The sequence below is a fragment of the Nocardioides sp. Leaf285 genome (assembly GCF_001422955.1).
GTDB classification, from domain to species: Bacteria; Actinomycetota; Actinomycetes; order Propionibacteriales; family Nocardioidaceae; genus Nocardioides; species Nocardioides kribbensis.
The window spans coordinates 45,458-68,719 of the sequence record NZ_LMNH01000002.1; the positions used below are offsets into that span (position 1 = coordinate 45,458).

The window sequence follows — 23,262 nt, forward strand, 5'->3', positions numbered from 1 at the left end:
GCGGCGTGACCTTCACCTTCGCGGAGGCGCTGGGCGACCTGGCGTCCCGCACCCCCGACGCCACGGCCATCCTCTTCGAGGAGCAGCGCCTCAGCTTCGCCGACCTCCACGGCCGGGGCACCCGGCTGGCCCACGTGCTCGACGGGCTCGGCGTCGCCGACCAGCGGCGCGTCGGGTTCCTGGGCAGGAACTCCCCGGCCTTCTTCGAGCTGGCCCTGGCCTGCAGCCTCCAGGACGCCGTGCTCGTCGGGCTCAACTGGCGACTCTCCCGCTCCGAGCTGGTCTCGATCACCGCCGACGCCGACCTGTCGCTGCTGGTGGTCTCGCCCGACCTCGTGCACCTGGTCGACGCCGACGCCGGGGTGCGCGTCGTGACCACGGGGTCCGAGCTCGACGCCCTCGTCGCTGCGGCCGACGACACCCCGGTCGAGACGCGCACGCGTGGGGAGAGCGTGCTGCTGCAGTTCTACAGCTCCGGCACGACCGGCCTGCCCAAGGGCACGCTCATCACCAACGACAACCTCGCCTTCACCCGGACCAGCGGTCGCCTGCTCTACGGTATGGACGCCGACACGGTGAACCTGGTGCCCTCGCCGCTCTTCCACATCGGCGGCGCGGGCTACGGCTCGACCGCCCTGACCCAGGGCGGCACGACCGTGCTGGTGCCCGACTCGGACCCCCTCACGCTGCTGGGTGCGATCGAGCGTCACGGGGTGACCCACGCCTTCATGGTGCCTGCGGTGATCCAGGGCATCGTCGGCTCGCCGGCGCTGCGCACCTCCGACGTCTCCAGCCTGCGGCTGGTGGCCTACGGCGGGGCACCCATGAGCGAGGCGCTCCTGGAGTCGGCGATCGCGGCACTGCGCTGCGACTTCCTCGGTGTCTACGGGATGACCGAGACCTCGGGCACCGTGGTCGCGCTGGCTGCCACCGACCACGACCCGGGCGGCCCGCGCGCCCACCTGCTGCGCTCGATCGGCAAGGCCCTGCCGTGGGCCTGCGAGGTCGAGGTGCGTGACCCGGTGACACTCGAGGCGGCCGAGGTGGGCGCCGTGGGGGAGATCTGGGTCCGCTCGGGCCAGGTGACGCCCGGCTACTGGCGCCAGCCGGAGGCGACCGCGCAGGCGCTGACCGCCGACGGCTGGCTGCGCACCGGGGACGCTGCCTACCGGGACGCCGACGGCTTCCTCTTCCTCCACGACCGGATGAAGGACATGGTCATCACAGGCGGTGAGAACGTCTATCCCGCCGAGGTCGAGAACGTCCTGGCCCACCACCCGGCGGTGCTGGAGGTCGCGGTGATCGGCGTGCCGTCGCGGCGGTGGGGCGAGAGCGTCAAGGCGCTCGTCGTGCCCCGCCCCGGCGTCGAGGTCGACGCCGCCGACCTGATCGCCTTCGCCCGCGACCGCCTCGCCCACTACAAGTGCCCCCGCGCGGTCGAGACCATCGAGGTCCTTCCCCGCAACGCCTCGGGCAAGATCCTCAAGAAGGAGCTGCGCATGTCCCACGGAAGTCCCGTCTCGTGAGCGCCGAGGTGGCAGGTGTCGAGAAGGGCTCCGTCGGGGCCGTGCCCGACCGGGTCCTGCCGCTGGTGAGGCGGTGGACGGTGAGCTGGCTCAACGGCCACGACCCCGCTGCGTGCGAGGACCTGCTCGCCGAGGACTACCGGCTGCGTATCGGCACCTTCGAGGTCGACCGCCGTGACGACTACGTCGAGGCCACGGTCGGCCAGCTCGCGCAGTTCCCCGGGCTCGTGCTGACTGTGCACGACGTGCTGACCAACGGCCGCCAGGCAGCGGTGCACTTCACCGAGCACGGCGTCTCGCTGCGCCACGACGGCAACGCCGCGGCCTGGACAGGGGTCGTGCTCTTCGACTCCGACTCCGACTCCGGGGTCAGGGGCAACGGGGCCGGCGGCGACCGGCTGACCCGCGCCTGGGCCGAGGAGGACTACGCCGCGCGGCGTCGACAGCTCGCCTCGGGCACGCCCGACCCGGTCGGCTCCCCGGCCGTGGCGCCGTGGGACACCCCCGCGGAGCCCGCCGACCCGACCGCCGAGTCCGTCGTGCTGGCGTGGCTGGAGGCAGGGTTGCCAGCGGTCGAGGGCGTGGTCTGGGACGACGCGGACCTCGACGACGCCGGCCCTGCGCTGACGTCGCACGGCGGGGAGGTCGACGTGGTGGTGTCGGCGGGCTCGCGGGTCGCCTTCCACGGGCGTCTCGCCGGCGCGGCGGCCGACGGCTCCGGCGGCAGCGCCGTGATGGACGTGGCCGGCTTCGTCACCGTGGTCGACGGGAAGGTGGCGAGCGGGGTCGTGGTCTCCGACCGGCTGGCGGCCCGCTCGGCGCTGAAGAAGTCGCGGCAGGCGGACTGATGGGTGCCGCGGTCGGTGTCGAGGACGTCGGGGCCGTGCGCGTGGTCACCCTCGACCGCCCCGCGGTGCGCAACGCCCTCGACCTCCCGACCGCGACCGCCCTGGCCGAGGCCCTCGACGGCCTCGACGACGATCCGGCCCTGGCCGTGGGGGTGATCACCGGCGCCGGCGGCCACTTCTGCGCCGGCATGGACCTCAAGGCCTTCCTCGCCACCGGGCAGCGTCCGGAGGTGCCCGGCCGCGGTCTCGGCTTCACCCGTCGGCCGCCGGTCAAGCCGCTGGTGGCCGCCGTCGAGGGCACGGCCCTCGCGGGTGGCTTCGAGCTCGTGCTGGCCTGCGACCTCGTCGTGGCCGCCCTGGACGCGCGTCTCGGCCTCCCCGAGGCCAGGCTGGGTCTGGTGGCGGGGGCGGGTGGCCTCCTGCGGCTCTCCGCACGCGTGCCCCGGGCGGTCGCGATGCGGTGCGCCCTCACGGGGGAGCCGTTCTCGGCGCAGGAGGCGGAGCGATGGGGCCTGGTCAACGAGGTGACGGCGCCCGGGGAGGCGCTCGACCGCGCCCTGGCCCTCGCGCGCCAGGTCGCGGCCAGCGCGCCGGGCTCGCTGCGGGCGAGCAAGGAGCTGCTCGACCGGCGGCTCGCGCCCTCGGCCGACGACGTGGCCCGTCAGGACGAGCTGCTCGAGGCGCTCGCCGCCTCCGACGACGCTCGCGAGGGTGCACGCGCCTTCGCCGAGAAGCGCCCACCCGTGTGGGGCCGGACGCCCTAGTGGGCGGCCCCCGAGGTGCTGCGGGCGGCGGTGCGCGCTGCGCGCCTGCCCTCCTCCGGCCGCCCCGAGGGCGCTGGGAGGGAGGCCGCCCGCCCTTCCCGGACTTTTGTCAACACCAGGGTTGACGCCCGCACCTCAGGGTGGTGTGATCGACACCACAGCCCGGCGCACGACTCGGAGTGCCCCTGGCGACACGCAGCCATCCGGCCCGCCAGGCCCTTCGCGAAGGACGCTTCCCATGTCGCAGAGCACGCTCGCCAGCCCGACCCTCGAGGCGATGCTCGCCGGCCTCCGTGCCGACGAGGTCGTCGACGCCACCGCCCTCTACATCGACGGGCGGTGGGTCGCCTCCGACGCGCCCGGGCGCATCGAGGTGCGCAGCCCGGTCACCGAGCAGGTCATCGCCGAGGTCGCCGAGGGCGCCGCCGCCGACGTCGACAAGGCCGTCGCCGCCGCGCGGGCCGCCTTCCCCGCCTGGGCGGCCCTGGCCCCCTCCGAGCGGGCGGCCTACCTCACCAGGACCTCCGAGCTGCTCGTCGAGCGGATGGAGGCCCTCGCCGAGCTCGGGTCGCGGGACATCGGAGCCCCGCTCGAGGCGGTCAAGGCCGTGCAGCTGGGCCTGCCGATCTTCAACTTCGGCTACTACGCCGACCTGGCCACCTCCTACGACTTCGAGGGCACCGAGATCGGGAACTCCCTCATCGTGCGCGAGCCGGTGGGCGTGGTCGGCTGCATCACGCCGTGGAACTTCCCCCTGCATCAGGTGGCCCTCAAGGTGGCCGCGGCCTTCGCCGCCGGCTGCACCGTGGTGGTGAAGCCCACCGAGGTCACCCCGCTCCTGGTGGTGGCCCTGGCCGAGATCTTCGACGAGATCGGCCTCCCGGCCGGTGTCTTCAACATGGTCCACGGCAACGGGCCCGGGGTCGGCGAGGCTCTCGTCGCGCACCGCGACGTCGACATGATCTCCTTCACCGGGTCGACGCGAGCCGGCAAGCGGATCGCCGAGGTCGCCGCCGGCACGGTGAAGCGGGTCGCGCTCGAGCTCGGCGGCAAGTCGGCCAACGTCATCCTCGATGACGCCGACCTCGAGCAGGCCGTCACCGGGGGACTGGCCAACGCCTACCTCAACTGCGGCCAGGCCTGCACCGCGCTCACCCGGATGCTCGTGCCGGCCTCGCGTCTCGCCGAGGTCGAGGAGATCGCCACCCGTGTCGCCGCGACCTACACCACGGGCCCGTGGGACCAGGAGTCCAGCGTGCTCGGCCCCCTGGTCAACGCCACCCAGCACGAGAAGGTGCGGGGCTTCATCCAGACCGGCATCGACGAGGGCGCGCGCCTGGTGGTCGGGGGCCTGGAGAACGAGCACGAGAGCGGCTACTTCGTGACGCCGACGATCTTCAGCGACGTCACCAACGACATGACCATCGCCCGGGAGGAGATCTTCGGCCCCGTGCTCTCGATCCTCCCCTACTCCGACGAGGAGGAGGCCGTCTCGATCGCCAACGACACCGACTATGGCCTCGCCGGCGCGGTGTGGTCCGGCGACGACGAGCGAGCGCTGCGCGTGGCCAAGCGGCTGCGAGCCGGCCAGATCGAGGTCAACGGCGGAGCGTTCAACCCCGCGGCTCCGTTCGGCGGCTACAAGCAGTCGGGCCTGGGCCGCGAGGCCGGCCCGGCGGGCATCGAGGAGTTCCTCGAGACCAAGGCCATCCAGCGCTGAGCGGCGCCGCACCGCGGCGCCCACCGGCACGACGTACCAGCCAGCACGACCCTCTCGGGACCACCCAGCACCGTCAGGACCGACCAAAGGACAAGCGCGTGAAGACCAAAGCAGCAGTGTTGTGGGGAGCCGACCAGGACTGGCAGGTCGAGGAGGTGGAGCTCGGCGAACCGGTCGCCAACGAGGTGCAGGTGCAGCTCGCCGCCTCCGGCCTGTGCCACTCCGACGAGCACGTGCGCGTCGGCGACATCCCGATGGTGGAGCCCGGCGCGTTCCCCTTCATCGGAGGGCACGAGGGCGCGGGGGTCGTGACCAAGGTCGGCCCCGGGGTCACCAGCGTCAAGGAGGGCGACCACGTCGTCCTCGGCTTCATCCCCTCCTGCGGGCAGTGCGCAGCCTGCGCCCGCGGTCACCAGAACCTCTGCGACCTCGGTGCGACGCTGCTCACCGGCCAGGCCATCGCCGACAGCACCAACCGCATCCAGGTGAAGGGGCAGAACGCCTCGCCGATGTGCCTGCTCGGCACCTTCTCGCCCTACGTCACCGTGCACGAGGCCTCGGCGATCAAGATCCTGCCCGACATCCCGCTCGACAAGGCCGCCCTCGTGGGCTGCGGTGTCACCACCGGATGGGGCTCCTCGGTCTACGCCGCCGACGTGCGGGCCGGCGAGACCGTGGTCGTGGTCGGCGTCGGCGGCATCGGCGCCAACGCCGTGCAGGGCGCCCGTGCTGCCGGAGCCCGTCACATCGTCGCGATCGACCCCGTGCCGTTCAAGCGTGAGATGGCGATGAAGCTCGGCGCCACCCACGCCTACGCCAGCATCGAGGAGGCGACGGCGCCGGTCACCGACCTGACGTGGGGTGCGATGGCCCAGAAGGCGATCATCTGCGTGGGCCGGATCCGCGGCGAGGACATCGCTGGCACCCTGTCGCTGGTCGGCAAGGGCGGCACGGCGGTCGTCACCGGCATGGGCTCCATGCTCGACACCGACGTCAGCCTCAGCCTCTTCGAGCTGACCCTGCTCCAGAAGCGGCTGCAGGGCGCGATCTTCGGCTCGGGCAACCCCCGCTTCGACATCCCCAACCTGCTGCGCCTCTACATGGAGGGCGAGCTCATGCTCGACGAGCTGATCACCACCCGCTACCGTCTGGAGGACATCAACCAGGGCTACGCCGACATGAACGCCGGCACCAACATCCGCGGCCTCATCGAGTACGGCCCCGCCGACTGGTGAGTCGGCCCCGGGTCCCGGGGGAAGCAGCGGCCCGGTCGTCCTCGGACGACCGGGCCGCTGTGCGTGTGCGTCGGGCCCTCCCCGTCGCCGCCCCGGATTCAGCCGTGGGGACCGCCGGCGACGTAGAGGACCTGGCCGGTGACGAAGCCGGACCGCACGTCGGCGAAGAACGACACCGCCTGGGCGATGTCGTCGGGCGCGCCGGCCCGCCCCACCGCGATCCCGGCCACCTGCTCGGAGACCAGGTCGTCGAAGGACACGCCTGCGCGCTCGGCCAAGGCCCGCGTCATCTCGGTGACGGTGAAGCCCGGCGCGACGGCGTTGACGGTCACGCCGTAGCGACCTAGCTCGAGGGCGAGGGTCTTGGTGAGGCCTTGCAGCCCGGCCTTGGCCGCGGAGTAGTTGGCCTGGCCCACGGTGCCGAGGGCGGCGATCGAGGACAGGTTGACGATGCGGCCCCAGCCGCGCGTGGTCATGTGGCGCTGGGCCTCCCTGCTCATCAGGAACGCGGAGCGCAGGTTGACGTCGACCACGGTGTCCCAGTCGTCGAGGCTCATCTTGAAGGCGAGGCCGTTGCGCAGGACCCCCGCGTTGTTGACCAGCACCAGCGGGGGACCGAGCTCCTCGGCCACCCGGGCCACGCCGGCGACGACGGTGTCCTCCCGCGACACGTCGGCCCCGACGGCCAGCGCTCGCCGGCCCCGTTCCCTCACACGATTCACGGTCTGCGCGCACGCGGCCTCGTCGAGGTCGACGACAGCGACGTCGTGTCCGTCGTCGGCCAGACGCACGGCGATCTCGGCGCCGATGCCGCGGGCCGCCCCGGTCACGATCGCGACCGGGGGCCCTGCGGGCTCCTTGCCGACCGCCTCGCGGGTCACGACGCGGCGCCGGTCGGCTGGAGCTCGGCGCGGGCGCGCTCGGCGAGCAGGAACTTGCGGGGCCGCCCGCTGGGGGTGACCGGCACCTCGTGGGCGCCGATGGCCACCACGTGCCGGGGGACCTTGAAGCGGGCCAGACGGGCGGTGCACAGGGCGAGGAGCTCGTCGACGTCGACGGCGCGGCCGGGGCGCAGGACGACGTAGGCGACGCCGACCTCGCCCATCCGCCGGTCGGGGAGCGGCACGACGTGGGCCTGGTTGACGGCATCGTGTGAGGTCAGCACGTCCTCGATCTCCTTGGGCACGACCTGCTCTCCGCCGCAGCGGTAGCAGTCCTTGCTGCGTCCCACGAGCGTGAGGTAGTCGTCGGCGTCGAGGCGGCCCAGGTCGCCCGTGCGGAGCCAGCCGTCGTCGGTGAAGGCGGCGGCGTCCTCCTCGGGCTTGCGGTGGTAACCAGGGGTGACCCCGGGCCCGCGCACCTGGAGCTCGCCGACCTGGTCGACCCCGAGCACCGCGCCGGTGGCGGGGTCGACGACGCGGTAGACCGCGAGCCGGCCGCCCAGGGCGGGGTCGCCGGCGACGCCGACGTCGCGCAGCCTGCCGTTGGTGCTGAGGCGGCGCTCACGGGGGTCGTCGGGCCGGGTGACGGTGGTCGAGGCGGTGGTCTCGCTCATCCCGTAGCCCGTGGTGAGCTCGAGGGGGCCGAGGACGGCCTCGATCCGGTGCCACAGTCCGGTGGGGGAGACGCCGCCGGAGGAGATCATGGAGCTCAGCGACGACAGGTCGTGGACCGGCCCACCCGTCTCGACCTCGTCGAGCAGGGCCTGGGTCATCGTCGGGATGAGCAGCACGTCGTCGACGTGGTGGCGCTCGATCGCCGCCAGCGTCGCGGCAGGGGTGAACGTCAGCTGTGGCACGATCGAGCCGCCGACGAAGAGCGTCGCGAGCAGGCCCTCGACGTAGCCGTAGACGTGGTACATCGGCAGGGAGAACAGCACCCGGCGACCATCCTGGAAGGCCCGGCCGAAGGCACTGCCGTACGCCGTGCGCAGCAGCATGTCGTGGGTGAGCAGCACACCCTTCGGGCTGCCGGTCGTGCCGGACGTGTAGAGCACGTCCGCGGGGGCGCCCGGACCGGTCGAGGTCACGGGCTCCCAGCCCTCGTCCGTGCCGCCGAGCTCCTCGACGGTGCGGGCTCCGGGGCGCGGCGTGCGTCCCTCCCCGGTCAGGACGAAGACCGCCCGCAGGTCGGGCAGGTCGACCCCTCCTCCACCGGACTCCCAGCCGGGGGCGAGGTCGTCGAGCATGTCGAGGTAGTCGAGGTCTCGGAACGCGTCCATCGTGACCAGCGCCGAGGCACCCGACTGGCGCAGCACGTAGCCCAGCTCGTCGCGGCGGTTGAGGAAGTTCACCGGCACCGCGGTGGCCCCGGCGCGCGCGATGGCGTACTTGAGCGCCACGAACTCCGGGTGGTTGGCCATGACCAGGGCCACGAGGTCCCCGGGGCGCACCCCGGCGGCGACCAGGCCACGCGCCAGGCGACGTGACCAGTCCGCGACCTCGCGGTAGGTCCAGCTGCGGTGGTCGGTGACGACGTAGGGGCGGTCACCGAACTCCTCGACAGCGGCGTCGAGCTGCTCGTCGAGGCGTCGCGCGACCCAGGCCGGGTGCCGCCCCTCGAGCGCCTCCTGGCGCTCGGCCACGCTGGGGAGCATCGGCTCAGCCCTTCCCGTTCTGCGCGGCCACGCCCTGGTCGGCGCGGGTGCGGAGGTGGTCGTCGTGCTGCTCGTCCTCGCGGCCGCCCTGCCGACCGCGCGAGGCCTGGTAGGCGTCCCAGTAGGTGCGGTGGTGGGAGAAGGGCTCATCGCGGTCCTCGACCGCGGCGCGCACCCCGTGGGCGTCCTGGAACCGCTTGAAGTCCGCCATCGCAGGCCCGGCGATGGCCATGGCGTCGGCGTCGTTGGCGGCCGCGATCGCCGAGGCGATGCCCATGGCGTCCCACCACCGGTTGGTGGCCTCCTTGTGGGAGTAGAGCATCTCCAGCGGCACGTGCGCGATGCGCTCGGCGTAGGCCATGGCCACGTCGAGCACCTCCTCGGCGGGCACGGCGCGGTTGGCGAGCCCGAGCTCGGCGGCCTCGGTGCCGGTCATGCTGTCGCCGGTGAACAACCACTCCTTGGTCTTGCGCATGCCCAGGTGGACCGGCCACAGACCGAACGTGTGGATCTCGCCCATGGTGCGGGCCTCGGGCTGCCCGAACTGCGCGTCGTCGGCGGTGAAGACGATGTCGAGCACGCCGGCGAGATCGAGCCCACCGGCGACACACGCCCCTCGCACGACCCCGACAGTGGCCTGGCGGATGCGCCACAGGCGCATCCACCTCTCGCGGGACTCGTGGAACTCGCGCCTGGAGAAGATCGGCGCACGCCGGTGGGGGCGGCTGTCCTCGGGACGCGAGGGCTCCCCGCTGCCCCACAGGTAGCCCCACTCGGTGAGGTCGTAGCCGGTGCAGAAGTTCTTTCCGTTGCTCTTCACGACGAGCACGCGGGTGTCGTCGTCGCGGTCGAGGTCGTCCATGACGAGGTCCATGTCGTCGCGCATCTGCCGGCACAGGGCGTTGCCACGGTCGGGGCGGTTGAGGGTCATCGTCGCGATGCGGTCGGACTTCTCGTAGACGAGCGTCTCGAGCTCCATGGGTGGCCTTCCTGTCTGCTCGTCGCCGGCTCGGCCGACGCGGCGCTGGGTGATGCACGTCACTGTGCATCAACATAAGCGTTGACGCGGGGTGTCGCAAGGAGTCCCCCCGGTCCCGTCAACAAGTGTGTTGACCGAGCGGATCGCGATGGCTACCGTCGGTGTTCCGGAGCACGACGAGCGAGGAGACCGGCTGTGGTGGACCCTGTGGTGGACGTGACCGAGGTCGACGTCGTGGTGGTGGGGGCCGGCTTCGCCGGTCTGCGTGCCCTGCACACGCTGCGCGGGGCGGGCCACTCGGTGGTGGTGCTCGAGGCGGGCGACGACATCGGCGGCGTCTGGCAGTGGAACCGCTACCCCGGTGCGCGCTGCGACGTGGAGAGCTACGACTACTCCTACTGCTTCTCCTCCGAGCTCGAGCAGGAGTGGCGCTGGAGCGAGCGCTACGCGACCCAGCCCGAGATCCTGCGCTACATCCACCACGTGGCCGAGCGCTTCGACCTGCGTCGAGACGTCCGCCTCGGCCAGCGGATGGTCGACTCCACCTGGGACGACGCGAGCGCCCGCTGGTCGGTGAGCACCGAGAGTGGCGGGGCCTGGAGGTCCCGCTTCCTGGTCATGGCCACGGGGCAGCTCTCGACCACCAAGACCCCGAGCCTGCCCGGCCAGGACGACTTCCGCGGTCAGGTGCTGCTCACCGCGCAGTGGCCCCGCGAGGGCGTCGACCTGTCCGGCAAGCGGGTCGGGGTGATCGGCACCGGGTCGTCCGGCATGCAGCTGATCCCCGTCGTCGCCCAGGAGGCCGCCCACCTCACGGTCTTCCAGCGCACCCCCAACTTCAGCGTGCCGGCCACCAACGGGCCGATCAGTGACGAGCGTGACGCCGAGGTCAAGGCGTCCTACGCCGAGCGCCGCGAGGCCTCGCGCAACTCGCCGAGCGGTCTCGGCACCATCCCCATCAGCAGGACCTCCGCGCTCGAGGTGAGCGACGCCGAGCGTCGTGAGCGCTACGAGGACTACTGGGCCACCGCCGGCTTCGGGTTCGCGCTCGTCTACTACGACATCCTGCGCGACCGGGCCGCCAACGACACCGCCGCCGACTTCATCCGGGAGAAGATCGCCGCCAAGATCGACGACCCCGTGCTGCGCGAGAAGCTGATGCCGCGCGACTTCCCCTTCGCCGCCAAGCGCCCCTCGGTCGACAGTGGCTACTTCGAGACCTTCAACCGCGACGACGTCACGCTCGCCGACATCCGGGAGGATCCGCTGCAGGCGATGACCCCGACCGGGCTCCGCACGGCGAGCGGTGCGGAGCACGACCTCGACGTCGTCGTCTTCGCCACCGGCTTCGACGCCCTCACGGGCTCCCTGCTGCGTCCGACCATCACCGGTCGGGGTGGGCTCACGTTGAAGGAGAAGTGGTCGGCCGGGCCGGTCACTCAGCTCGGGCTGTGCGTGCACGACTTCCCCAACCTGTTCATCGTCGCAGGTCCGGGCAGCCCCTCCCTGCTGAGCAACGTGCTGCTGTCGACCGAGCAGCACGTCGACTGGATCGCCGCGCTCCTCGCCCACCTGGAGTCCGTCGGCGCCGACGTCGTCGAGGCGACCGAGGCGGCCGAGCAGGCGTGGGTGGCCCACGTGAACGAGCGGGCCCAGGAGACGCTCTACCCGCTCGCCACGAGCTACTACAACGGTGACGAGGTCGAGGGGAAGCCTCGGGTCTTCATGCCCTACCCCGGTGGCGTGCGCGCCTACCGCAGGATCCTGGAGCGGGTGGTCGACGAGGGCTACTCCGGCTTCGAGCTCTCCTCGAGCCGCGAGCGGGAGCCGGCTCAGGCCTGAGCCGACCAGGTCGGACCAGCGCCGCCGGCGCAGGTCGCGGCCAGGAGCTCCGTCAGCTCGGCGGCCTGGCTGAGCGCCGCGTCCATCCACCAGAATCCGTGCGCCGCCCCGGCGTACGTCGTCTCCTCGACAGCGACGCCGGCCTCGGCGAGACGCGCGGCGTAGTGCAGCGCCTCGTCGCGCAGCGGGTCGAGCTCCGCGGTCACGATGGTGGTCGGCGGGAGGCCGCTGAGGTCCTCGGCCAGCACGGGCGCCGCGCGCGGGTCCCGGCCGGCCGCGGGCGAGGGCAGGTAGAGGTCCCAGAACCACGCCAGCTCCCGCGCGGTCATGAGCGGTCCGTCGGCGCGGCGGCGGTAGGAGGCGTAGGGCGTGTCGAGGGCGGGGTGCAGGCACGGGTAGACGAGCACCTGCGCCCGCACGGCCCCTGGGCTGTCGCGCAGCTCGAGCGCCGTCGCGGCGGCGAGGTTGCCACCCGCGCTGTCGCCGACCAGCACCAGCGCCTGTGCGGGGTCGCCCCCGAGCGCGGCAGGGTCGGCGGCGAGGGCGCGCGCGGCCGCGACGCAGTCGAGCAGCGGGCCGGGGAAGCGGGTCTCCGGTGCCCGGCGGTAGTCGAGGGAGACCACGACGCAGCCGCTCGCGGCGGCCAGGGCCCGGCACGGACGGTCGGCGGCCTTGAGTCCGCCGAGCACGAACCCGCCACCGTGCAGGTAGAGCACCAGCGGGCGCTGCTCGTCGGGCGAGGGGTGGTAGACCCGGGCGGGCAGCAAGCCGGCGTCTCCGGGCAGCAGCACGTCGCGCACCCCGGCGACCGGGGTGGCCGGGTGCTGCAGGCGCAGCACTCCGTCGAGCAGCGCGCGGGCGTGCGGCACGCTCACGGTGTCGTAGGTCGGCACGGCCAGCTCGTCGAACTGGGCCACGAGGCGCGCCACGTCGGGGTGGGCGGTGGGCTCCGCCACGCTCACCTCACCTCCACGCCGTCCAGGAGCATGCTGGCGTAGGACTCCCCGATGGTGGCGGCGTCGACGGCGGAACGCTGGGGGTTGAACCAGCGGTTGGTCCAGCTGACCATCCCGATCAGTCCGTAGGCCATGACCCGCGGGTCGGTGACCGGACGCAGGGTGCCCTCCTCGACGCCCTGGGTGACGATCGCGGTGACGGCCTCCTCCCAGCGACGGTTGACCTTGCGCATCTCCTCGGCCCACTCGCGCCGCGCCTCGGCGACGTGGGCGAGGTTCTCCTGGAGGTAGACGTAGAGGAACGGGTAGTTCTCGGCGTAGCTGACCATGAGCGAGGTGATCAGCTCGCGCAGCTTCGCGGGCGCCGGCTGGTCGGAGTCGCGGATGCCCTCGGCGACCACGAGGTTGGCCTTGACGACGTCGGTGACGACCTCGTCGAGGAGCTCCTCCTTGCTGCTGACGTAGTAGTACAGGCTGGCCCGCTCCGTGCCGACGGCCTCGGCGATGTCGGCCAGCGACGTGCCCTGGTAGCCGCGGACCTTGAAGACCTGTGCGGCGGCGTTGATGATCTCGGTCCGTCTGAGGCTGTAGCCGCCCTTCTTGCGTCCTCGCGCGGCGGCCCGGCGCCGGCCGATGCCGCTGTCGTCGGGGTCGGCGGCGGGAGGGTCGGCCGGAGGCGGGTCGCCCGCGCCGCTGGAGAGGGGAGGGGTGCGGTCGTCGCTCACGTCGGGCACCCTAGTGCGCCGCGCCGTGGCGCTCACCCGATCACGTACCCACCGTCGACCACCACGGTCTGCCCCGTGACGTAGCCGGCGGCGCTGCTGGCCAGCCACACCAGCGTCGCGGCGACCTCCTCGGGGTCGCCCTGGCGACCCACCGCGACCCGCTCCAGCTGGGTGTCGACGTAGCCCGGTGCGTAGCCGTCGCTGATCTCGGTCTCGAAGAAGCCGGGCGCGATGGCGTTGACACGGATCCCCTTGCGGCGGGTCCACTGGTTGGCCAGGTCGCGGGTGAGACCGATGAGCGCGGCCTTGCTCGAGGCGTAGGCGGCCTGGGGGAGGGGCTGGGGGCGGAGTCCGATGACGCTGGAGATGTTGACGATGCTGCTCCCGGGGCGCATCACCCGGCCACAGGCCTGGGCCATCCAGTAGGCACCTTCGAGGTTGGTCGCGAGCACCTCGCGGAACTGCTCCGGTGTCTCCCGTGTGGCGGGGTGCGCCGTGCCCACGCCAGCGTTGTTGACCAGGACGTCGATGCGGCCCAGGTGCTCCATGGCGGTCTGCGCGAGTGTCGTGCAGGCCGTCGGGTCGGTCACGTCGGTCGCGACCGGCACCGCCCGGCGCCCCTCCGCCTCGACGAGGAGGGCGGTCTCGCGCAGCCGCTCCTCACGTCGACCGGCGAGCACGACGTCGGCGCCGGCCTGGGCGAGGGCCACGGCGAAGGCGACCCCCAGCCCTGAGGAGGCGCCCGTGACGACGGCGACCTGGCCGTCGAGTCGGAACCGGTCGAGAACGCTCATGCGGGTGCTCCTCCTTGTCGCCCGGCGGGCGTGGGTCGACGGTAGGACCGACGTCGACCCAGGTCAACACGTTCGTAGATTTAGTCAACACGGCAGTTGACAGTCGGATCGCAGGCTGTTGTGATGCACGACACATGACGCGCCGCCAGGCTCGTCGCCGTGCTTCTCGGGCCTTCGAAGGGACCCACCGATGACCAACCACCACGCACGACTGCGCGGCATGGCGGGGATCGCCGCCGCCGGGATGCTGATCCTCGGCGCCTGCGCCGCTCCCGAGGACTCCGCAGGAGCGCCGGAGGCCGCGGCGACGGCCGAGGCCGGGTCGGCCGCCGAGGCCGAGGTGAGCGCCGCCCAGGAGGTGGTGACCCCACTCCTGGAGACGCCCAGCACCATCAACCAGACCGAGCCGATCACCGGCGACACCTCCAGCGACAAGCCCTTCGTCGTCATCACCTGTGAGCTGCCCCAGTGCCAGCTGATCTCCGACGGCACCCTCGAGGCCGCCGAGGCCATGGGGTGGGAGACAGAGCTGCTGGCCTACAAGACCACCGACGGCGCCACGCTGACCTCGGCCATGAAGGAGGCGCTGACCTACGACCCCTTCGCCGTGGCCCCGATCGGCTTCAGCCAGACGTTGTGGCAGCCCCTCGTCCAGGACTTCGAGGACGCCGGCGTGATCATCACCCCGGTCGCCGTGGGCGACACCGAGCCGGGCGGCCCCGTCACGCAGGGCTCGGCCAGCCAGCTCGACTACGCGGCCTCCGGCAAGGCCATGGCCGCCTGGGTCACCGCCGACTCCGCGGCCGACGCCACCATCCTGCTCCAGGACGTGCCGGCCTTCGCGGTGCTCGCCGCCTACGGCGACGGCTTCCGCGAGGGCATCGCGGAGTACTGCTCGGGCTGCACCATCACCGAGCTGGAGAACGCCCCTGCCCAGCTGGCCTCCAACGGCATCGTCCCGTCGGTGGTCTCGGAGCTGCAGAAGAAGCCCGACATCGACTACGTCGTCTCGACCGACACCGCCTTCCTCGCCGCAGGCCTGCCCAGCGCCCTCGAGGCCGCCGGCATCAGCGGGGTCAAGGTGGTGGGCGGCTCGCCCGACATCAACAGCCTGCAGGGTGTCGTCAGCGGCGACATCGCGGCGGTGAGCGCCACCGCCGAGGACCAGTACGGGTGGACCGCGGTCGACATCGTCGCCCGCACCATGACCGGCATGGACGTGCCCGAGGCCGACGGAGGTCGCGTGCAGATGATCGCCGTGCAGGACAACGTCGGCACGCCCTCTCCCGCCGGGCTCGGGTTCCCCGAGGACTACCGCGAGCAGTACAAGGCGCTGTGGGGCAAGTGAGCACCGGGACCTCCTCCGCGACGGCCGGGACGGACTCCGCCCCGGCGCTCGACATCGTCGGTCTCACCAAGACCTTCGTCGGCGGTCACGCGCTGCGCGACGTCGACCTGCGCATCGGCGCGGGGGAGGTCCACGCCCTGCTGGGCGAGAACGGATCGGGCAAGTCCACGCTCATCAAGACCCTCTCGGGCTTCCACCGCCCCGATCCCGGGGCCTCCATCCGCATCGGCGGCGAGGAGCTGGTGACGGGCAGCGCGGCGTCGTCGTACGCCCTGGGTGCGCGCTTCGTGCACCAGGACCTCGGGCTGGTCGAGGACTGCTCGGTCAGCGACAACCTCGCCTTCGGCCCTGGCTTCCCGACGCGCTTCGGGACGATCCGCGGCCGCGCGGCCCGGGCACGGGCCGCCCGCGCGCTGGAGTCGGTGGGCGTGGAGGTCGACCCCGACCGTCACGTCGGCCGGCTCTCCCCGGCCCAGAAGACCGGCGTCGCCGTCGCCCGCGCCCTGCTCGACGACGAGTCCAGCCCCGTGCACCTGCTGGTGCTCGACGAGCCCACCGCACGACTGCCCGAGCACGAGGTCGAGGCCCTCCTCGAGATCGTCGGCCGGGTCTCGGCACGCGGCATCGGCGTCCTCTACGTCACCCACCGCCTCGACGAGGTCTTCGCCGTCGCCACGGCGGCCACCGTGCTCCGCGACGGGGTGCGGATGACGACCCAGCCGGTGGCCGGCCTGACCCGCGACTCCCTGCTGCACCACCTGCTGGGGGCCGCTCTCGAAGCCCAGGAGCGGCCGCCACTGCGGTCGGACCCGGCCTCCGAGCCGGCCCTCAGCGTCACCGGCCTGGGCTCGGAGAGCCTGCACGGGATCGACCTGGAGGTCCGTCCCGGCGAGGTGGTCGGCGTGGCCGGGATCACCGGCTCGGGGCGCGACTCGCTCCTGGGCACCGTCTTCGGGGCACGACACCGCGACCACGGCGAGGTGAGGGTCGCGGGACGACGGGTCGGGGCCGACCGACCCGACCGTGCGATGGCCGCCGGCGTGGCCTACGTGCCGGCCGAGCGGAAGCTCGAGGGCTGCTTCGTCGACCTGCCCGCCCGCGAGAACATCGGGTTCGGCAGCCTGCGCAGCCTCTGGCGCGGCGCCGGCCTCAGTCGGCGCCGCGAGCACGACCTCGCCACGGGCTGGTTCGAGCGGCTCGACGTGCGGCCCCGGTCCGGCACCGAGCGTGCGATGTCGACCTTCAGCGGGGGCAATCAGCAGAAGATCGTCTACGGCAAGTGGTTCGAGCGTCAGCCGGTGCTCTTCCTGCTCGACGAGCCCACCCAGGGCGTCGACGTCGGCGCCAAGGCCGAGCTCCACCGCGCGCTCTTCGAGGCCGCCGAGCGGGGCGCCGCCGTGCTGGTCAGCTCCAGCGACACCGAGGAGCTGATCGCGGTCTGTGACCGCGTCCTCGTGCTCAGGGTGGGGGAGCTGGTCGAGGAGCTCGTCGGCGACGAGATCAGTGCCCACGCCCTGACCCGCGCCTGCCTCGGCATCGAGCCCGACCAGGCCTCCGACCTCATGGAGGTGATGGAGAGCGAGGGCGACCCGGCTGACCTCCGCCACCCCCACCTCACGACCGACCCGCCCGACCACCCTGTCGACCACCGCTCCGACCGTGCGGCGGTCGGCAGCCTCGAAGGAGATCTGCGATGACCCGGCTCCCGCGCGGCCTCGGCCTCGAACGCTTCAGCGGCCTCTACCTGTGGGCCGTGCTCATCGTGGTCTTCTCGGTCTGGCAGCCGCTCTACTTCCCGACCATGGCGACGGTGCACTCGATCGCCGCCGACCGGTCGATCGCGGCGATGCTGGCCCTCGCGATCCTGGTGCCGCTGGCGTGCGGTGCCTTCGACCTCTCGGTCGGCGCCACGGCCAACATCTCGACCATCTCCGCGGTCATGCTGGTCAACGACGACTGGGCGTGGCCGACCGTGGTCGTGGTGTGCACGCTGCTCGGCACCCTCATCGGAGCCGTCAACGGCTTCATCGTGGTCAAGCTCAAGGTGAGCTCCTTCATCACCACGCTCGGCACCTCGTCGATGATCGCGGCCTTCCAGATCATCATCACCGACAACGCCCAGCCGCTCCCACCGATCAACGCCTCGTGGGCCGCGTTCACCCAGTCCACCATCCTGGGCTTCCAGGTGGTCGTGGTCTACATGCTGATCCTGGCCGTCCTGCTGTGGTGGGTGCTCCAGCACACCCCGGTGGGCCGCTACCTCTTCGCCATCGGCAGCAGTCCGGAGGCGGCACGCCTGTCCGGCGCGCGCGTGGACCTCTACACGTGGCTGGCCCTCATCGCCTCCGGCACCATCGCGGGTCTCACCGGGGCGATCTACGCCTCCCTCGCCGGGCCGTCGCTGACCTACGGCGCCTCGCTCCTGCTGCCCGCCTTCGCGGCGGTCTTCCTCGGGTCCACGCAGGTCATCCCGGGCCGCTTCAACGTCTGGGGCACGGTGCTCGCCATCTTCGTGCTGGCCACCGGGGTCAAGGGTCTCCAGCTGGCCACCAACGCCCAGTGGCTCGACCCGATGTTCAGCGGCGGTGCGCTCGTCGCCGCCGTCGCCGTCGCCCTCGGACGCCAGCGGGCGGCCGAGGAGAAGGCCCGTCGCAAGCTCGTCAGGGGGGAGGCCCCGAGCGACGCCCGTGTCGCTGCCGCTCCGTGAGGCCCGGCGGCGCTCACTGGAGGGCTGCCGTCAGTCGCGTGACGTTGTCGACGCAGCGCAGCCGGGCGGATCTGAGCGACCACGCCTCGAGGCCCAGCCACGGGGTCAGCAGCACGAGCAGCAGCCAGGCCGTGCCCGTCGAGGGCTTGCGGTCGCCGGGGCTGCCGGGCGAGGCGTGGTCTAGGGCCGGTCGTCGGCGAGGAGACGGTTGAGGGCGCGGGGCACGTCGAGCACGCCGGCGACGCTGGCGCAGCGCCCGCCGGCACGCAGGGCCAGGCGGCGGGCCTCCTCGTCGTCGTCGGCCGGGGCGAGGACGACCAGCTCGTCGAGCCGGCTGGCCGCGGGCACTGCGTCGTCGTCGGTGGTGCGGCAGTCGGAGAGCAGCAGGGTGACCCGGCGGCGGGCGGTGGCGCGCGAGAGCTGGAGCCGCGCGGCGTCGAGGGCGGCGGGCAGGGCGGTGGTGCCGTGGCCGCGCAGCGCGAGCACCGTGGCGATGGTCTCGGTGGCCGGGCGGCGCGCGGTGAGCGGGGCGAGGACGTCCACGCCGGAGGCGAAGGTCAGCACGGCGTGCTCGCGCGGAGCCATGCTGGCGCACGCGGCGGTCGTCACGGCGGCGGCGGTCAGGCGGGCGCCGTTCATGGACCCCGAGCGGTCGACCACGAGGCACAGCGCGAGGTCGGGGCGGGCCCAGTCGGAGGAGACCAGCTCGTCGAGGCGCGGCATGCGGCCCTCGGCGCGGGCGCCGACGACGGCCTCCATCGAGCGGTCGAGGTCGAGGTCGCCGCCCGCCACGGCGGGGCGCGTGCGCCGGCGGGCGACCCCGGCCGACCGGGGGAGACCACGACGGGTCTGGTCGAGCACGAGGCGGGGGGCCAGCCGGCGTACCTGGGCGCGCAGCGCCTCGTCGGTGGCCCGCGACATGTCGACCAGCAGCGTGAGGGTGAGGTCGGGGTCCTCGCGCAGCGCGGCGTCGAGGGCGTCCTGGTCGAGCACGCCGGTCTCGGGGGAGAGCTCGGCGAAGCGGGGGTTGCGGGCCAGCTCCGAGCGCCCGGTGGTGCGCTCGTTGCGCAGTCGCTCGCGGGGCTGCGGCTTGGAGGGGGCCGAGGGTGAGGGGGGCGAGCCCGCCGGGGTGGGCGGGCTCAGGGTTCCCCCGGCCCCGCCTCCCCGGTGTCGGGCGCGCCGTCGGGCGGGTCGGTCTCCGGGGGCGGCCCGAAGACACGGGTCCACAGCTCGGTGACGACCTGCTCGGGGGTGCAGCCGCAGCCCTCGTGCAGCCTGACCCGCCCCGTGAGCGAGGCCTTCGCGGCGGCCAGGCCGACGTGCCACTCGGTGGCCGGTACGCCGCGCAGGGCGGCCAGCTCGACGGTGATCCGGGCCACGTCGATCGCGCCGCGCACCGAGGAGCCCCACTCGAGGTCGGGGTGCTCGCGGGTGGCGCGCACCAGCTCGACGACCTTCGCCTCCCACTCCGGACCGGCGGTGCCGGTGGTGCCGCCGGTGCTGCCGGTGCTGCCCGGGGCGCCGGTGTGCAGCGCCACGATGGCGCGCTCGGCCGCGGCGGGCTGGTAGCCCATCGAGATCCGGCAGGTGCGGTCGTAGAGCGCGCTGGAGACCCGCGCGGTGCCGATCGCGTCGAAGGGGTTCATGGCGGCGACCAGGCCGAAGCCGGGCGCGGCGACCACGCAGCCCAGGCGGGGCACGGTGATCTCCTTCTCCGACATCGCGGCCAGCAGGACGTTGAGGGTCTCCTCCGGGATCCGGTTGAGCTCCTCGACGTAGAGCAGGCCTCCCGAGCGCATCGCGGCCAGCAGCGGCCCGTCCTCGAAGATCTCCGGGCTGTAGCCGCGGGCCAGCACCAGCGCGGGGTCGAAGTGGCCGACCAGCCGCGCGGGGGTCAGCTCGGCGTTGCCCTCGACGAGCACGAAGGGGATGTCGCGCTCGCGCGCGACCTGGCGCAGCAGGGTCGACTTGCCGGTGCCGGGCGGTCCCTCGAGGAGCACGTGGGCGCCGCTGCGCAGCGCCGCCTGGAGCACCTGGGCCTCCTCGGAGCGGTCGACCGCGGCCACGGGCGCGACGGCGTCGGCCGTCGCGCCCGCGGTGACCGGGGTGGGGTGGTCGGGCACGGGCCGCTCAGTGCTCGTGCACGACGACGCCGCGCACGTTCTTGCCGGCCAGCAGGTCGTCGTAGCCCTCGTTGACCTGGTCGAGGCGGTAGGTGCGGGTGATGATCTCGTCGAGCTTGATGTCGCCGCTCTGGTAGAGCCCGAGGATCTTCGGGATGTCGGTCGTGGGGTTGCAGTCGCCGAAGAGGCTGCCCTTGAGGGTCTTGCGGTAGAGGGTCATGATCGAGCCCGGCAGCTCGATGTTCTGCTCGTCGAGCTTGTTGAGCCCGGTCAGCACGACCGTGCCTCCCTTGCCGACGGCGTTGAAGCCGCTGGCCACGATCTCGGAGGTCATCAGTCCCGGGGTGAGGATGGCGGAGTCGGCCATCTGGCCGCGGGTGAGGTCGGTGATGGTGTCCTGGGCCTCCTCGGCGCTGGCGAAGGCGTGGGTGGCGCCCAGCTCCATGGCCTTCTCGCGCTTGTTCTCCAGGGGGTCGACGACCACGATGTTCTTCGCGCCGCTGAGGCGCGCGCCCTGCACGGCGTTGATGCCGATGCCGCCGATGCCGAAGATCGCGACCGTGTCGCCGGCGCGCACGCCAGCGGTGTTGACCGCCGCGCCCCAGCCGGTCGGCACGCCGCAGCCCACCAGCACCGCCTTCTCCAGCGGCAGGTCGTCGTCGACCTTGACGCAGGAGTTCTGGTGGATCACGCCGTACTGGCTGAAGGTGCCGAGCATGCACATCGCGCCGTACTGCCCGCGCGGGCCGGTGATCGGGAAGCGCTCCCCGGGCAGGTAGCCCTCGAGGATGGTGGCGCCCATGTCGCAGATCGACTGCTGGCCGTTGGCGCAGTAGCGGCACGACCCGCAGTTGGGGATGAAGGAGCAGACCACGTGGTCGCCGGGCTGCACGCGCGTCACGCCCGGCCCGACCTCCTCGATGATCCCGGCGCCCTCGTGGCCCAGCACCATCGGCAGGCGCGCCTCGAGGTCGCCGTGGGCGATGTGCACGTCGGAGTGGCACAGCCCGGCGTGGGTGTAGCGGATCAGCACCTCACCGGCCTGGGGGCCGTCGAGGTCGAGCTCCTCGATCTCGATCGGCTTGCCGGGCTCGTAGACGACGGCGGCGATGGTCTTCATCGGTGGCTCCTCTGGGGTGTACGGCGGTCCGCCGGGCGGCCGCGGCGGCGCAGCGGCCGGGCGCGGGTCGTCGGGCGACGTGACGGGAGCCACACCATGACAAGCCGGGGGCGGGGTGACTGTTCAGTCTCTGCACACTCCGTCGCACCCCGGGTCCGGCGTCGGGGTGGCACTGCGCCGCCGCGGGGTCGGGCAACCGCGGACCAACCTCGACGGCGCAGGGTGTGACCTGCGACACACGTCGACCGCCCGCGACCGCCAGCGGGCCCGGGAGGACCGATGAGGCGCACCAGCGGCGCGGCTGCGGGCCCCGGCCTGCCCCCCGCGGCCGGGGCGCCGGGCGTGCGCGAGGAGATCGCCTCCTCCTGGCGCCGTGTGCGCCTCGCCGGTCTCGACCCCGCGGCGCCGGTAGACACCGACGCCGACGCGGGGGTGGAGACGGTCGCCGACGTCGGCAGCACGCTGCTGCGCGGCGCCGTGCCGGTGCTCGAGGACCTCGAGGAGGGGCTGCGCGGCAGCCGCTACTCCACCGTGCTCGTCGACCGCGACTGCCGCGTGGCCCGGCGATGGTGCGACGACCCGCGGCTCGGCGAGGCCTTCGACTCCCTCGACGTGCGCGTCGGCGCCAGCCTGCTCGAGGAGCGCATCGGCACCAACGCGCTGGGCACCGCGATGGTCGCCCGCCACGGTGTCGCCGTGCACGGCAGCGAGCACTTCGTGGAGGCCCTGCAGGCCTTCAGCTGCTACGGCCACCCGATCCGTCACCCCCTGACCAAGCGGATCGAGGGCGTGCTGGACCTCACCGCGCTGCGCGAGCAGGCCAGCCCGCTGCTGGCGCCGCTGGTCTCGCGCGCCGTGCACGAGATCGAGCAGCGCCTCCTCGACGGCAGCCGGGCCTCGGAGAAGAGCCTGCTGGCGGCCTTCCAGGGCGCGGTGGGTCTGCGGCGCCGTCCGATCCTGGCCGTCGGCGAGGACATCGTGCTCTCCAACCACGCCGCGCAGGACCTGCTCAGCCCCGCCGACGTCGCCCTCCTGCGGGTGCTGGCCGACGAGCCCCAGCAGCGCGACCAGCAGGCCATCGAACTGACCCTGGAGTCGGGCCAGCCGGTGAGCGTCGAGGTCACCCGCGTGAGCGGAGCCCGCCGCGGTGCGCTGCTGCGCGTCGACAAGGTGAGCGGTGCGCTGGCGCGGGCGGTGACCACCCGCAGCCGCACCCGTCGCGACCGGGTCGGACCGCCCCGGCTCGTCGCGGGCGTCTCGGGCAGCGGCCGCACCACCCGCGCCCGCGCGCTGGCCGCCGACCACCTCCCCGTGCAGGTGATGCGACCCGCGACCGCGCTGCTGGAGGGCGCCGAGGAGTGGGCCCGACAGTTCGAGGCCGCCATGCGGCGGGGGTCGGGCACCGTCTGCGTCGACGGCATCGACCTGCTGCCCGACGCCCTGCTCGACGTCGTGACCGGGTGGGTCGACGCCCCCACCCGACCTGACCTCGTGCTGACCTCGGGCCCCGTCGCGGGGCTGCAGGGCGCGGCCGCCACGCTCGCGGGCATGGCCACCCGGCGCGAGGAGCTGGTGCCGCTGGCGGCCCGCCGTCAGGACGTGCCGGAGCTCGCGGCCTCCATGCTGCGCGAGGTCGCGGGCGGGCGCCCCGTGCACCTGACCCCACGCGTGGTCGAGGCCCTGTGCGCCCAGGCGTGGCCGGGCAACCTGCGCGAGCTCAAGGCCGTGGTGGTCCACCTGGCGCAGGCCCGCTCCACCGGCGGCCTGACCGTCGACGACCTGCCGGAGCAGTACCGCTCGGGTGCTCCTGCCGGCGCCCTCACCGCGCTGGAGCAGGCCGAGCGCGACGTCATCGTCACCGCGCTGCGCGACGCCGGCGGGGTCAAGGTGCGCGCCGCCGAGGCGCTCGGGCTCTCGCGCACCACGCTCTACGCGCGGATGCGGGCGCTGCGCATCAACGGCTGAGCCTGGACCGGGGC

General features: G+C 73.1%; 19 protein-coding genes. 10 read left to right on the plus strand and 9 right to left on the minus strand.

Annotation, left to right across the window (positions count from 1 at the left end):
- The first annotated feature begins 5 nt into the window (after nucleotides 1–5).
- The 5 genes from ASF47_RS05460 to ASF47_RS05480 all read left to right on the plus strand — a co-directional run bounded on the left by ASF47_RS05460 (nucleotide 6) and on the right by ASF47_RS05480 (nucleotide 6,093).
- On the plus strand, nucleotides 6–1,526 hold the full coding sequence (locus ASF47_RS05460; RefSeq protein ID WP_056863038.1) for an AMP-binding protein: 1,521 nt from the start codon (nucleotides 6–8) through the stop codon (nucleotides 1,524–1,526).
- Nucleotides 1,523–2,374 carry a nuclear transport factor 2 family protein gene (locus ASF47_RS05465; RefSeq protein ID WP_056863039.1) on the plus strand — a complete coding sequence of 284 codons (852 nt, stop codon included), beginning with the start codon at nucleotides 1,523–1,525 and terminating at the stop codon, nucleotides 2,372–2,374. Before ASF47_RS05460 ends, ASF47_RS05465 begins: the two co-directional genes overlap by 4 nt.
- On the plus strand, nucleotides 2,374–3,138 hold the full coding sequence (locus ASF47_RS05470; protein ID WP_056863040.1) for a crotonase/enoyl-CoA hydratase family protein: 765 nt from the start codon (nucleotides 2,374–2,376) through the stop codon (nucleotides 3,136–3,138). The genes ASF47_RS05465 and ASF47_RS05470 overlap by 1 nt, the downstream gene beginning before the upstream one ends.
- Nucleotides 3,139–3,376: 238 nt before the next feature.
- A complete protein-coding gene (locus ASF47_RS05475) occupies nucleotides 3,377–4,858 on the plus strand; it encodes an aldehyde dehydrogenase family protein (RefSeq protein WP_228941295.1) in 1,482 nt (493 codons plus the stop codon).
- Nucleotides 4,859–4,956: 98 nt separating this feature from the next.
- Entirely contained in the window at nucleotides 4,957–6,093 is a 1,137-nt protein-coding gene (locus ASF47_RS05480) for an NDMA-dependent alcohol dehydrogenase (RefSeq protein WP_056863041.1), read from the plus strand.
- A 98-nt stretch (nucleotides 6,094–6,191) separates the two neighbouring features.
- Here the strand turns inward: ASF47_RS05480 and ASF47_RS05485 are convergent, their stop codons facing one another.
- Genes ASF47_RS05485 through ASF47_RS05495 form a run of 3 tightly spaced genes read right to left on the minus strand, consistent with a single transcriptional unit; the run spans nucleotide 6,192 to nucleotide 9,668 of the window.
- Nucleotides 6,192–6,974 (minus strand): SDR family oxidoreductase, encoded by a 783-nt coding sequence (locus tag ASF47_RS05485; protein ID WP_056863042.1) that lies wholly within the window; start codon nucleotides 6,972–6,974, stop codon nucleotides 6,192–6,194.
- A complete protein-coding gene (locus ASF47_RS05490; protein ID WP_056863043.1) occupies nucleotides 6,971–8,689 on the minus strand; it encodes a class I adenylate-forming enzyme family protein in 1,719 nt (572 codons plus the stop codon). Before ASF47_RS05490 ends, ASF47_RS05485 begins: the two co-directional genes overlap by 4 nt.
- Before the next feature lie 4 nt (nucleotides 8,690–8,693).
- The gene (locus tag ASF47_RS05495) at nucleotides 8,694–9,668 is read right to left on the minus strand and encodes an enoyl-CoA hydratase-related protein (protein WP_056863044.1); all 975 of its coding nucleotides are present in this window, start codon (nucleotides 9,666–9,668) and stop codon (nucleotides 8,694–8,696) included.
- 198 nt (nucleotides 9,669–9,866) lie between these two features.
- Here ASF47_RS05495 and ASF47_RS05500 point away from each other — a divergent pair, with 198 nt between their 5' ends.
- Nucleotides 9,867–11,510 (plus strand): flavin-containing monooxygenase, encoded by a 1,644-nt coding sequence (locus ASF47_RS05500; protein ID WP_235558648.1) that lies wholly within the window; start codon nucleotides 9,867–9,869, stop codon nucleotides 11,508–11,510.
- Here the strand turns inward: ASF47_RS05500 and ASF47_RS05505 are convergent.
- The 3 genes from ASF47_RS05505 to ASF47_RS05515 are packed head-to-tail and all read right to left on the minus strand — an operon-like array spanning nucleotide 11,501 to nucleotide 13,985.
- Nucleotides 11,501–12,466 carry an alpha/beta hydrolase gene (locus ASF47_RS05505; protein ID WP_056903117.1) on the minus strand — a complete coding sequence of 322 codons (966 nt, stop codon included), beginning with the start codon at nucleotides 12,464–12,466 and terminating at the stop codon, nucleotides 11,501–11,503. The genes ASF47_RS05500 and ASF47_RS05505 overlap by 10 nt on opposite strands.
- A gap of 2 nt (nucleotides 12,467–12,468) precedes the next feature.
- Nucleotides 12,469–13,191 carry a TetR/AcrR family transcriptional regulator gene (locus ASF47_RS05510; RefSeq protein WP_162242263.1) on the minus strand — a complete coding sequence of 241 codons (723 nt, stop codon included), beginning with the start codon at nucleotides 13,189–13,191 and terminating at the stop codon, nucleotides 12,469–12,471.
- A 32-nt stretch (nucleotides 13,192–13,223) separates the two neighbouring features.
- Entirely contained in the window at nucleotides 13,224–13,985 is a 762-nt protein-coding gene (locus ASF47_RS05515) for an SDR family NAD(P)-dependent oxidoreductase (protein WP_056863047.1), read from the minus strand.
- A 190-nt stretch (nucleotides 13,986–14,175) separates the two neighbouring features.
- Between ASF47_RS05515 and ASF47_RS05520 the strand changes: the two genes are divergently transcribed.
- Genes ASF47_RS05520 through ASF47_RS05530 form a run of 3 tightly spaced genes read left to right on the plus strand, consistent with a single transcriptional unit; the run spans nucleotide 14,176 to nucleotide 18,040 of the window.
- On the plus strand, nucleotides 14,176–15,333 hold the full coding sequence (locus ASF47_RS05520; RefSeq protein WP_056863048.1) for a sugar ABC transporter substrate-binding protein: 1,158 nt from the start codon (nucleotides 14,176–14,178) through the stop codon (nucleotides 15,331–15,333).
- A complete protein-coding gene (locus tag ASF47_RS05525) occupies nucleotides 15,330–17,030 on the plus strand; it encodes a sugar ABC transporter ATP-binding protein (RefSeq protein WP_082500054.1) in 1,701 nt (566 codons plus the stop codon). Before ASF47_RS05520 ends, ASF47_RS05525 begins: the two co-directional genes overlap by 4 nt.
- Nucleotides 17,027–18,040 (plus strand): ABC transporter permease, encoded by a 1,014-nt coding sequence (locus ASF47_RS05530; RefSeq protein WP_056863049.1) that lies wholly within the window; start codon nucleotides 17,027–17,029, stop codon nucleotides 18,038–18,040. Before ASF47_RS05525 ends, ASF47_RS05530 begins: the two co-directional genes overlap by 4 nt.
- 180 nt (nucleotides 18,041–18,220) lie before the next feature.
- Here the strand turns inward: ASF47_RS05530 and ASF47_RS05535 are convergent, their stop codons facing one another.
- The 3 genes from ASF47_RS05535 to ASF47_RS05545 all read right to left on the minus strand — a co-directional run bounded on the left by ASF47_RS05535 (nucleotide 18,221) and on the right by ASF47_RS05545 (nucleotide 21,283).
- Nucleotides 18,221–19,033, minus strand: a complete 813-nt coding sequence (locus ASF47_RS05535; RefSeq protein WP_056863521.1) for a VWA domain-containing protein — start codon at nucleotides 19,031–19,033, stop codon at nucleotides 18,221–18,223.
- Between the two features lie 146 nt (nucleotides 19,034–19,179).
- Nucleotides 19,180–20,163: an AAA family ATPase gene (locus ASF47_RS05540; RefSeq protein ID WP_082500055.1), complete on the minus strand. Its 984-nt coding sequence runs from the start codon at nucleotides 20,161–20,163 to the stop codon at nucleotides 19,180–19,182.
- 7 nt (nucleotides 20,164–20,170) lie between these two features.
- Nucleotides 20,171–21,283: an NDMA-dependent alcohol dehydrogenase gene (locus ASF47_RS05545; RefSeq protein ID WP_056863050.1), complete on the minus strand. Its 1,113-nt coding sequence runs from the start codon at nucleotides 21,281–21,283 to the stop codon at nucleotides 20,171–20,173.
- 279 nt (nucleotides 21,284–21,562) lie between these two features.
- Between ASF47_RS05545 and ASF47_RS05550 the strand changes: the two genes are divergently transcribed.
- Nucleotides 21,563–23,248, plus strand: coding sequence for a sigma-54-dependent Fis family transcriptional regulator (locus tag ASF47_RS05550; RefSeq protein ID WP_056863051.1), 1,686 nt, complete (start codon nucleotides 21,563–21,565; stop codon nucleotides 23,246–23,248).
- The last annotated feature ends 14 nt before the right edge of the window (nucleotides 23,249–23,262 follow it).

What these genes read in the sequence shown, in the direction of transcription:
- ASF47_RS05470 (WP_056863040.1), top strand. Translation starts at nt 2,374, where the DNA reads ATGGGTGCCGCGGTCGGTGTCGAGGACGTCGGGGCCGTGCGCGTGGTC.
- ASF47_RS05475 (WP_228941295.1), top strand. Translation starts at nt 3,377, where the DNA reads ATGTCGCAGAGCACGCTCGCCAGCCCGACCCTCGAGGCGATGCTCGCC.
- ASF47_RS05490 (WP_056863043.1), bottom strand. Translation starts at nt 8,689, where the DNA reads ATGCTCCCCAGCGTGGCCGAGCGCCAGGAGGCGCTCGAGGGGCGGCAC.
- ASF47_RS05495 (WP_056863044.1), bottom strand. Translation starts at nt 9,668, where the DNA reads ATGGAGCTCGAGACGCTCGTCTACGAGAAGTCCGACCGCATCGCGACG.
- ASF47_RS05515 (WP_056863047.1), bottom strand. Translation starts at nt 13,985, where the DNA reads ATGAGCGTTCTCGACCGGTTCCGACTCGACGGCCAGGTCGCCGTCGTC.
- ASF47_RS05520 (WP_056863048.1), top strand. Translation starts at nt 14,176, where the DNA reads ATGACCAACCACCACGCACGACTGCGCGGCATGGCGGGGATCGCCGCC.
- ASF47_RS05530 (WP_056863049.1), top strand. Translation starts at nt 17,027, where the DNA reads ATGACCCGGCTCCCGCGCGGCCTCGGCCTCGAACGCTTCAGCGGCCTC.
- ASF47_RS05545 (WP_056863050.1), bottom strand. Translation starts at nt 21,283, where the DNA reads ATGAAGACCATCGCCGCCGTCGTCTACGAGCCCGGCAAGCCGATCGAG.
- ASF47_RS05550 (WP_056863051.1), top strand. Translation starts at nt 21,563, where the DNA reads ATGAGGCGCACCAGCGGCGCGGCTGCGGGCCCCGGCCTGCCCCCCGCG.